Source organism: Paractinoplanes lichenicola, from assembly GCF_016785085.1.
Classification (GTDB): Bacteria; Actinomycetota; Actinomycetes; order Mycobacteriales; family Micromonosporaceae; genus Actinoplanes; species Actinoplanes lichenicola.
Genome location: NZ_JAENHO010000027.1, coordinates 45,778 through 55,672, shown reverse-complemented (window position 1 = coordinate 55,672; position 9,895 = coordinate 45,778). Strand labels below are relative to the sequence as shown.

Below are 9,895 nucleotides of genomic sequence, written 5' to 3'. Positions count from 1 at the left end.
GGGGAAACGCCCGGTCTCATTCCGAACCCGGAAGCTAAGCCCTCCAGCGCCGATGGTACTGCACTCGGGAGGGTGTGGGAGAGTAGGACGCCGCCGGACTCAACGTGAAACAGTAGGCCCACCCCACTCGGGGTGGGCCTACTGCTATTTGGGCAGTTGTAGGCAGACCGTTGTGCCGCCGCCCGGGGTCTCCTCGAGCGTGATCTTGCCGTGGTGGCGTTCCAGAATGCGTAAGCACGTGGACAGGCCGATGCCGAAGCCCTTCTGCTGCTTCGGATCTACCTGTGCGAACATCTCGAACACCCGCTCGCGTTGCGAAGGTGGAATACCGATCCCGTTGTCGGCCACCCGCACGATCCACTTGTCCGGGTGGGCCTCGGCGCTCATCGTGATGTGGCACGGACGGTCGGGCCGGCGGTACTTCATCGCGTTGTCGATCAGGTTTTGCAGCAGCTGCCGCAGCAACACCGGATCACCCTGAATCGTGGGCAGATCATCGGTCGCCGAGATCTGAGCTCCGCTGCTCTCCGTGGCCGTGCGCAGGTCGGCCAGCACATCGAGCACCACGTTGTTCAACTGCACCGGCTCGGCCTGGTACGGCGTCTGGCCGGCCCGCGCATACCGGAGCAACGCGTCCACCAACTTCTGCATGCGCTCCACGGAACGCATCGCCCCGGTCAACCACTTCGTCGCCCGGTCGTCGAGGTCCTCCGTGTATTCGCCGACCAGCAGATCGAGGAAGCCGTGCGCGGCCGCCATCGGGCGCACCAGGTCGTGGCTGACCGCGCCGGCGAACTGTTCGAGCTCCTCGTTCGACCGGCGCAACTCGACCATGGCCGCGGCCAGCTTCTCGCCCCGGGCCGCGATCTCGGCGCTGGCCCGCTCGATCTCCCGGCGGTAGGCCCGATCGGCGGTGACGTCGCTCATGGCGACCACCGCGCCCAGCACCTCCCCGGCGTCGTCGACGAGCTGGCTTCCGTTGCAGTTCAACAAGATCGGGGGACGACCCGGAGCCCGTACGGTCATCTCGAGGTTTTCGATTCGGCCCTCGCGCAGCGCCCGCAGCAGCGGAACCTGGTCGGGGGTCAGCCGGGAAACGCCCTCCGCGTCGAACAGCCCATAGTGTTCGGGCAGCGCCGACGGGTCGAGCGAGGCGTCGGCGTCCAAACCGTGCCAGTCGCGGGCCGCCCGGTTGAGCAGAGTGACGCGTCCCGTGTGATCGGCGACGACCACCCCGACGTCGATCGTCTCGAGGACCGTCGTGATGAAACGCTGCCGGTGCTCGGACTCGACGGCGAGCCGCTCGTTGAGGCGGGCCTGGCGGCGCCGCTCGAACAGGGCGACCAGCACGTCGGCCAGGTCGATCAGGCGGCCGCTTTGCTCGTCGCTCATCTCCTTGACCTGGTCGTCGAAGACGCACAGGGTGCCCAGCGCATATCCCTCGGGGGTGATCAGCGGCGCCGACGCGTAGAAGCGGACCTGGGCGATGTTGCCGTTGACCCACGGGTTGTCGCGGTAGAGCGGGTGCTCGCGGGCGTCCGGCACGTGCACGAAGCGGCCGGCCCGGAACTGGATGGCGCACATCGAATCCGAGCGGGCCGAGTTGCCACCCTCGAAGCCGTACGTGGTGAGCTGGCACTGACGGCTCTCGTCGATCAGATTGAGGGTCGCGGTGGGGACGCCGGCGACCAGAGCGGCAACCCGTACGACGGTGGTCAGCTCCTCGTCGGCGGGAGCGTCAAGCACGCAGTACTCGTGCAGGACCGCGAGCCGCCTCTCCTCGTCGAGCTCGGGGTCGGCCACGACAGATGTCACATCCACTTATCGGCCGAAAACGTCCGTCCCTTAGCCGGGCTGGGAACGACCCCGTAGTAAGTGAGTACTCACAAACTGGTTGGGGCGTGGGGCGTGGGGCGTGGGGCGTGGGGCGTGGGGCGTGGGGCGTGGGGCGTGGGGCGTGGGGCGTGGGGCGTGGGGCGTGGGGCGTGGGGCGTGGGGCGAGGGGCGGCGAAGTGCGGGCGCGGGCGCGGGCGCGGCGAAGTGCGGGCGCCGCGAAGTGCGGGCGCGGGCGAGCGAGCAGGCGGCGATCTGCGGGGCGCGGGCGAGCGAGCGGGCGGCGAAGTGTGGGGGCCGGGGTTAGAGGCTGCCGACGATTTTGATCATGGCTGGGCCCAGGACGATGATGAAGATTACCGGGAAGAGGCAGAACAGGACGGGGAAGAGCAGTTTCACCGTGACTTTCTGGGCCTGTTCCTCGGCCCGCTGGCGGCGTCTCATGCGTTGGTCGGCGGCGTGTTCCCGCAGAATTCCCGCCATCGAGATGCCCAGCTCGCCCGCCTGCACCAGCGCCGTGACCAGGGTCTTCAGATCACGGACGGTGGTCCGCTTGGCCAACGCCCGCAACGCGATGGACCGCGACACCCCCAGCCGCATCTCTTGGAGCACCCGGTTGAGCTCGTCCGGCATCGGGCCGCGAAGCAATTGCGCCACCTGGGCCATCGCCGCGTCCAGGCCGAGGCCCGATTCGACGCCGATCACCATCGCGTCGAGGACGTCGGGCAGGGACATCGTGATGTCCTTCTGCCTTTTCACCCCGGCGTTGTAGGCCAGCAGGTCGGGCACGTGCAGGCCGATCAGCACGCCGAGCGCGGCCCCCGGCAGCCCGTATTTGAGCGCGATCCCCTGGGCGATGATGTAGAAGAGCAGCCCCAGCACCACGCCCGCGACCATGCGGCCGCGGATCACCCGGTCGAGCGGCCACGCGGTCGGGTTGCCGGCGTAGTCCAGGTGCCGCAGCAGCCGGGCCCGCGCCGGGGGCGGGGTGACCAGGTTGCCGAGGCGCTGCAGGGCCCACACCACCGGCGGGCGCAGCCGGCCGCCGAACGGTGGGGCGACCGCCCGGGGTGCGTTGCGGCTGCGGTCGAACGAGTGCAGGATCCGCAGCATGCGCTGCCGCCGGCTGGGGGGCACGGTGGCCGCAGCCGCGACGAAGGCCACGGCCAGGATCGAGGCCAGCGTGGCGATCGCGACGAGGACCGGGCCGTTCACCGCTACACCTCGATCTTGGTGATCGCGCGCAGCCAGACCGCGCCGATGACCAGCATCATGACCGCCACGCCGAGCAGCACCATGCCCAGGACCTGCTGGAACAGCGGCATGATGTAGTCCTTGCGGACGAGGAACAGCATGATCGACGTGAAGATCGGCAGGCAGATGAGCACGTACGCCGACATCCGGCCCTCGGCCGACAGGCTGCGCACGTGCCGCCGCAGGTAGGCGCGTTCGCGCATCGTGTCGGCAGTGGTCTGCATGACCTCGGCCAGGCTGCCGCCGGTTTCGCGTTGCAGCCGCAGCGCCATCACCAGCCAGGTCAGCTCGGCGCTCTCCACCCGTTCGCCGGCGCGGGCGAGCGCGTCCTCGAACTCGCCGCTGATCCGGGTCTCCGACAGCGCCCGGCTGAATTCTTCGGCGACCGGGCCCTCGTCGTCGCGGACCGCCGCCTCGACGGACTGCTGCAGGGTGAAGCCGGAGCGCAGCGCGCTGAGGATCAGCTGGAGCATGCCGGGCAGCTCGTCCGCGAAGACCTTGCGGCGCCGGTTGATCTGCATGTTGAGCAGGGCGCCGGGCAGCAGGTAGCCGAACACGACCCCGGCCAGCAGCCCGAGGATCAGCGGGAGCAGCAGCATGCCGACGAGCGCGGCCAGCACGCAGATCAGGAACCGGATGGCCAGCCATTCGCTGGGCACCAGCCCGGTCGCGGCCGCGTCCAGTTTGGGTTCGGCCCGCGCGGCCAGGCTCGTCAGCGCGGGGGAGCGTTCGACGAACTGGCCGGCCGCGTGCTGCAGGCGGCGCAGCACCGGCTCGGCGACCTGCTTCTCGCCCACGGTGTAGTGCTTCAGCGTGGTCAGCCGGCGCTGCATCGGCGTACGGCCGAAGAACCGCTCGATGATCAGGGCGAACAGCAGGAAGGTGGCCCCGGCGGCGGGCAGGGCGACGACCCAGCGGGCGGCGGTCACCGCGGCTTCCCGCCGAACATCCCGGCCGGCAACGTCACCCCGTACATGGCGAGCGCGTCGACGAACCGGGGGCGGATGCCGGTCGGGCGCAGCTGGGCCAGGTGGGCCGGCGTCTCGGCGCTGAGGTCGTACAGGAAAAGGTCTTGCAGGGTGATGGTCTCGCCCTCCATGCCCACCACCTCGGTGATGTGGGTGACCTTGCGCGAGCCGTCCTTGAAGCGGGTGATCTGGATGACCAGGTCGACGGCGGAGGCGATCTGGTCGCGGATGGCCCGGCTGGGCAGGTCCATGCCGGCCATCAGCACCATGGTCTCGAGGCGGGCGAGCGCGTCGCGCGGCGTGTTGGCGTGCAGGGTGGTCAGCGAGCCGTCGTGACCGGTGTTCATGGCCTGCAGCATGTCGAGGGCGGCGGCGTCGCGGACCTCGCCGACGACGATCCGGTCGGGGCGCATCCGCAGCGCGTTCTTGACCAGGTCGCGTGTGTTGATCGTGCCGCGTCCCTCCGCGTTGGACGGGCGCGATTCGAGGCGCACCACGTGGTCCTGGCCCAGGCGCAGCTCGGCGGCGTCCTCGATGGTCACGATCCGCTCGTCGGTCGGCACGAAGTCGGAGAGCACATTGAGGATCGTCGTCTTGCCGGAGCCGGTGCCCCCGCTGACCAGCACGTTGCGGCGGCCGCGCACGCTGGCCTCGAGGAACTCGGCGGCGGGTCGCGTCATGGTCCCGTACGAGATGAGGTCGCCCACGGTCAGCGGCGTGGCCGAGAACTTGCGGATCGTCAGCGACGCGCCGTCCAGGGCGATCGGCGGCACGATGGCGTTGACGCGGCTGCCGTCGGGCAGGCGGGCGTCCACCATGGGGCTGGCCTCGTCGACGCGGCGGCCCACGCGGGCGCAGATCCGGTCGATGATGCGGCGCAGGTGCGCGTCGTCGTCGAACTCGACCTCGGTGCGTTCGAGCCGGCCGAACCGCTCCACATAGATGCTCTTGGCCCCGTTGGCCATGACCTCGGTGACCGACGGGTCGCGCAGCAGCGTCTCGATCGGGCCGTGACCGAGGACCTCGTCGGTGACCTCCTTGATGATGCGGGCCCGGTCGCCGCCGGAGAGCGGGGTCTCCTCGCGGGCCAGCAGCTCGAACAGCACCTCGCGGACCCGGGCGTCGAGCGCCTCGTCGTTGCCGCGGCTGGCGTACAGGGTCGGGCCGAGCTCGTCGGCCAGCCGCCGCTGGATCCGCAGCCGGACGTCGTAGACCGGGTCCGCGGCCTGCCGCCCGGCCGCCCGGTAGCGCTGGGTGGTCGCCGACGCCCGGCTCGGCGCCTCCTCGACGGGTTCCGGGGTCTCCTCCTCGCCGCCGCCCGCGGCCTTGTTGCCGTACATGCCCAGGCGGGCGGAGAGGCTCACCGCGCGACCTTCTTCCGCTTGAGCGACCGTCCGAACAGGCCGCGTTTGACCTCAGGCGCGGTCTCGGTGCCGGCGCAGCGGTCGGCCAGCTGCCGGATGGCCCGGCTGACCGGGTGCAGCGGCTCGGTCAGCATGATCGGCTCGCCCTGGTTGACCGAGATCGGCACGTCCCGGCTGGAGGGCACGAGCGACGCGAACGGCATGCCGATCGCCTCCTCGACGTCGGCCGTGGTCAGACCGACCTGGGTGTTGGCGCGGTTGAAGACGAGCAGGCTGCGGTCGCGCGGATACTCCAGCATGTCGAACATCTCGACGGTCAGCCGCACGGTCTTGAGCGTCGGCAGGTCGGGCGTGACGATCGGGACGAACCAGTCCGAGACGTCGAGCGCGGCCAGCACCTGATCGGTGACGATGGCCGGGGTGTCGATCACGATGAAGTCGTAGTGCGGGCGGGCCGCGTCGAGGATCTCCAAGACCAGTTCCCGCCGTACGTGTTCCCCCTGCGCCGGATTGCCCGGGGCGAGCAGCGCGTCGATGCCGGGCCGGTACGGGGTGACGATCGAGCGCAGGCCGGGCTCGTCGAGGCGGCCCGCCATCGCGATGCCGCCCGCGATGCTCCGGTCGGGCGGCAGCTTGAGCATGATCGCCACGTCGCCGAACTGGAGGTCGAGGTCGACCAGCAGCACCCGGCGGGCGCCCCCGGCCCACAACGCCACGGCCAGGTTGACGGCCACGAAGCTGCGGCCGCACCCGCCCTTGCCGGCGAAGATCGTGACGATCCGGCCGTGCGGGGCGACGTCGGCGCCCGAGCGCATCGTGGTGCTGAGCGCCTTCGAGATGTCGACCGAGCGGCTGGTCGCCTGCCGGATCCCGTCCCAGTCGGCCTCGTCGACCACATCCCGTACGCCGGCCTGCAGGCACCGGATGACCTCGGCCGGGTTGATCTGTTTGCGCACGAGCACCACCCCGATCAGGGGCCGCTGCAGCCGCTGGTAGGCGGTGAACATCAGCGCCTCGTCGAGGTCGACGGTCGCCCCCACGAGCACCAGCAGCGTCTCGGGGTAGCGGGGCAGGTGGGCCTCGAGCTCGGCCATGCTGTGCACGAGCGAGCCGCCGACGGACTGGAACTCCTGTCCGCGCTCGGCCAGCATGTCGCGGTCCGGTTCCAGATAGACGTACAGGCTCATCCGGCAGCCCCGCTCTCGACGACGGTCGGTGAGGCGGTCACGGTCGCCTTGGCGCCCAGCAGCCCCAGGTGCAACAGCCCGCGGTTGTAGCCGTTGACCAGGGCCTCAGCCTGATCGGCGGTGACGGCGAGGGTGACGACGTAGCGGATCAGCTCGGTCGTGGAGCCCACGGAGGGGCTGGGGACCGCGGTCGACATGATGGCCGCGGCGCCGCTCTGCGGCACGACGATCGGGGGCTGGCTCGGCACCGCGCTCTCGCCGACACTGAGGACGGTCACCTTGGCCAGCAGCACCGCGGTTTGCTGCGGTTTCTCGTCGGTCTCCTGCTTGGGCGTGGTGAGGAAGACGACCACCTGGTCACCCCGCTTGACGTTGCCCGCGACCTGCGGCGCGATGCCGAGCTGGACGCTGACGGCGAGCCGGTCGGCGGGCACCTTGAACGTCGGGGTGGGCGAGGCCACGGGCTTGACGGCCACATCGAACTGCCGGCTCAGCAGCATCTGGTCAGGCGCCAGGTCGGCGTTCAACTTCCTGGTGTCCAGCCCCGAGTCGAGCTTGGTCAGCGCGCCCGACGGCACCGTCTCGGCCGGCATCAGCACCTGACGCACCAGCCGCTTGGAGCGGATCTGGGCCCCGGTCGTGCCGCTCGGAATGGTCGCCGTGGCCAGCAGCACCCAGGTGCCCTTCTTGCCCTCGACCGCACGCCGGTCGGCGCCGCGCGCGTAGGCGACGACCGCCACTGCGCTCAGCAGGGCCAGCAAGGCCGCGACGCCCAGCATGAGAATGCGCCTGCGCATGTCCTACCCCCTTGGCCCTTTCATCCCGTACGCCCGATGACCGTGGCCCCGAAGTCCGAGCCGGTGCCGAAGACCGGGTTGTCGATGGGCACGACGGTCCTGGTGAAGTAGCCGTAGATGCAGGAGGAGATGGTGCACAGCGCCTTCTCCAGCAGGGACGGGACTCCGCCGGGCGACAGCAGGTTGGCCACGGACTGCAGCACCCCGGGGATGAGGGTGTCGTAACCGGTGACCACAAACGGTGCAAAACCGGCGATCCGGTACGTCGGGGCCAGCGAGAGCAGGGTCTGCTCGATCTGGTCGAAGATCGGCACCAGGATCGGTTGCCGCGTCGTGTAGAGCGTCTGCAGGCGGTTGCGGCAGGCCGCACCGGCGGCCAGGCCGGACAGGACGAAACCGCGCGGTTCGTCGCCGATGTTGAGGCTGAGCTCGCAGTTGGCGTCGGGCGGGTTGAGGCTGTTGTCGTAGAGCCAGGTCCAGCCGCGCGGCTTGGACAGGTTGACGGTCGGCGTCGTGCACGAGGGCAGCGGCAGCCCGAGCACGGCGGCCGGCAGCACCTGGGCGATCGCGCTCTCGGCGGCGGCGGTCGGCGCGGGCAGCCCCAGGAACGGGAAGAGGCCGAGCTGACCCAGCAACCCGACCAGGGGACCGTAATAGGTGCTGCCGTTGTTGGTCATGCGCTGCCAGTCGCACAGCGAGATGCCGAGCGCGAACACCTTAGAGATGGCGGGCGGCCCCCAGGCGACCCGGCCGCAGGCGCCGACCCGGGTGCCGGTGTAGGTGGTGCCCGAAAGCGTGCCGGCGAAGGTGGGCGGCAGCAGCGTGGAGCCGCTCGACAGCTTGGTGCTGGTGCGCACCTCGACCGACTTGCCGCCGGTCACGGTGGTGGCGGGGCAGGCGGTGGTGCTGCTCCAGGTCGAGCAGGTCTGGCCGGTGACACCGGTGAGACAGATCTGCGAGTCGGCCGAGCCGCGCTTGATGTTCTTGGTGGTGTAGGTCTGGGCCACCGTGCTCTGGGCGGCCATGGTGCAGTCGGCGGCGTTCCGCACGCAGCGCATCGCCACCGCCCACGAGGCGGCGTCGGCGCTCGACTGCAGCTCGGTGCGTTCCAGCGAGAGCTGGGCGACGTCGATGACCAGGGCGCCGGTGCCGAAGAAGACGCCGGTGCTGAGCAGGACGGCCAGCATCGCGGCGACCACGCCGTTCTCGGAGCCGTGACGACGCAGAGCCCGGCGCCACACGCGCCGGGCTGTCAGCAGGGGCCGCCGGGTCAGCCGGTGCACGACATCACCCCGGTGGCGGTGAGGGTTGTGAGGCTGGAGGTGACCCCGAACATCTTCATGAACACAAAAATGGGCGTCACGGCCGTGAAGGGCTGTGACGCCGTCACCGTCGAGTCGGCGATGGTGGACGAGCTGCTGGTGCACAGGGTGCTGGTGACGGTGGCGGTGGTGCCCGCCATGCCCTGCACTTTGGCCTGGATTGTGGCCGTGGTGCCGTTCAACGCCCCGGTCCGGGCCCCTTCCCGAACCGCGGCGCTGAGGAGGGTCTGCTGCTGCAGGGCCCGCCCGAAGTCGATGACCCCGAACACGAGCACCAGCATCAACGGCAGCACGATGGCGAACTCCACCGCGGCGGCACCCTCCTCGCCCCGGACCGGCCTGCGTTCGGCACGCGGCCCGGGGCGAAGGAGGGAACGACTGGCGGATCGCACGGTCGTGACTACCGGCCTTTCAGATCATCACGGGACGACGAGCTTGTTGCCGACCGTCTTGAAGAGGTCGCTGATCTTGCCGCCGAAGATCGTGGCGCCGGCGATCAGGGCGATCGCGATCAGCGTGACGAGCAGGCCGTACTCGACGGCGGTGGCGCCCTCGTCGTCCTTGCGGGTCATGCGGGACTGGACGAACGAGCAGACGTAAGAGGTGATGGCAAGCATGTCGGTTCCCCCTGGTTGTTTCGGCCGCGTTCTTCGTGGCCTTGCACCAGTAAGAATCGGAGGGAACCCCGGCGAGTTGAGTTAGCGAACCGTTGCTTCAGGGTGCAGGCGCGTTGCTGTTGTGCTGGGCCAGAACCGAGCGCAACATGCCCGCCAGCTGGTCCGCCGTGAACGGCTTGGCGATGAAGGGCGCCCCGCGCTTGATGATGCCCCGCCGGATCGCGATCTCCTGCGGCATGCCTGACACGTAGACCGTCTCCATGCCGGGCCGTACGGCGTGCGCCGAGCGGGCCAGCTCGCCGCCCGAGACCCCGGGCAGGCCCAGGTCGGTCAGCAGCACGTCGATCTTGCCCTCATGCACGCGGCACGTGGTGATGGCGCTGACCGCGTCGGTGGCCACCAGCACCTGGAAGCCCCGCAGCTCGAGCATCTGGGACGTCATGTCGCGCAGGTCCTCGTCGTCCTCGACCAGCAGGACGACCGGACCCTGCTGGGGCGCCGAGGTGTTCCACATCGCCTCTCCCCTCGGGCTCGGTGGAGCCGCGTCGGGGTG

10 protein-coding genes and 1 rRNA gene are annotated in these 9,895 nt (G+C 70.1%); 1 reads left to right on the top strand and 10 read right to left on the bottom strand.

Translation table 11 applies throughout. The features are described 5' to 3' along the window. Positions 1–99: ribosomal RNA gene (rrf, locus tag JKJ07_RS48755) — 5S ribosomal RNA — on the top strand; the annotation flags it as partial. A gap of 45 nt (positions 100–144) precedes the next feature. Here rrf and JKJ07_RS48750 read toward each other — a convergent pair. The 10 genes from JKJ07_RS48750 to JKJ07_RS48705 all read right to left on the bottom strand — a co-directional run bounded on the left by JKJ07_RS48750 (position 145) and on the right by JKJ07_RS48705 (position 9,856). Next, positions 145–1,815, bottom strand: coding sequence for a GAF domain-containing sensor histidine kinase (locus JKJ07_RS48750; RefSeq protein WP_307834836.1), 1,671 nt, complete (start codon positions 1,813–1,815; stop codon positions 145–147). A gap of 321 nt (positions 1,816–2,136) precedes the next feature. Beyond that, on the bottom strand, positions 2,137–3,048 hold the full coding sequence (locus tag JKJ07_RS52150; RefSeq protein ID WP_203078731.1) for a type II secretion system F family protein: 912 nt from the start codon (positions 3,046–3,048) through the stop codon (positions 2,137–2,139). 2 nt (positions 3,049–3,050) lie between these two features. Beyond that, positions 3,051–4,016, bottom strand: a complete 966-nt coding sequence (locus tag JKJ07_RS52145) for a type II secretion system F family protein (RefSeq protein ID WP_203078730.1) — start codon at positions 4,014–4,016, stop codon at positions 3,051–3,053. After that, on the bottom strand, positions 4,013–5,419 hold the full coding sequence (locus JKJ07_RS48735) for a TadA family conjugal transfer-associated ATPase (RefSeq protein ID WP_307834835.1): 1,407 nt from the start codon (positions 5,417–5,419) through the stop codon (positions 4,013–4,015). The genes JKJ07_RS52145 and JKJ07_RS48735 overlap by 4 nt, the downstream gene beginning before the upstream one ends. Then, positions 5,416–6,606 carry a CpaE/TadZ family protein gene (locus JKJ07_RS48730; protein ID WP_203078729.1) on the bottom strand — a complete coding sequence of 397 codons (1,191 nt, stop codon included), beginning with the start codon at positions 6,604–6,606 and terminating at the stop codon, positions 5,416–5,418. Before JKJ07_RS48730 ends, JKJ07_RS48735 begins: the two co-directional genes overlap by 4 nt. After that, positions 6,603–7,403, bottom strand: coding sequence for an RcpC/CpaB family pilus assembly protein (locus JKJ07_RS48725; RefSeq protein ID WP_203078728.1), 801 nt, complete (start codon positions 7,401–7,403; stop codon positions 6,603–6,605). The genes JKJ07_RS48730 and JKJ07_RS48725 overlap by 4 nt, the downstream gene beginning before the upstream one ends. A gap of 20 nt (positions 7,404–7,423) precedes the next feature. After that, on the bottom strand, positions 7,424–8,686 hold the full coding sequence (locus JKJ07_RS48720; protein WP_203078727.1) for a TadE/TadG family type IV pilus assembly protein: 1,263 nt from the start codon (positions 8,684–8,686) through the stop codon (positions 7,424–7,426). Further along, positions 8,674–9,033, bottom strand: coding sequence for a TadE/TadG family type IV pilus assembly protein (locus JKJ07_RS48715; protein ID WP_203078726.1), 360 nt, complete (start codon positions 9,031–9,033; stop codon positions 8,674–8,676). Before JKJ07_RS48715 ends, JKJ07_RS48720 begins: the two co-directional genes overlap by 13 nt. Before the next feature lie 111 nt (positions 9,034–9,144). Next, entirely contained in the window at positions 9,145–9,342 is a 198-nt protein-coding gene (locus JKJ07_RS48710; RefSeq protein WP_236202870.1) for a Flp family type IVb pilin, read from the bottom strand. 97 nt (positions 9,343–9,439) lie between these two features. Beyond that, positions 9,440–9,856 (bottom strand): response regulator, encoded by a 417-nt coding sequence (locus JKJ07_RS48705; protein WP_184949517.1) that lies wholly within the window; start codon positions 9,854–9,856, stop codon positions 9,440–9,442. Positions 9,857–9,895: the final 39 nt, after the last annotated feature.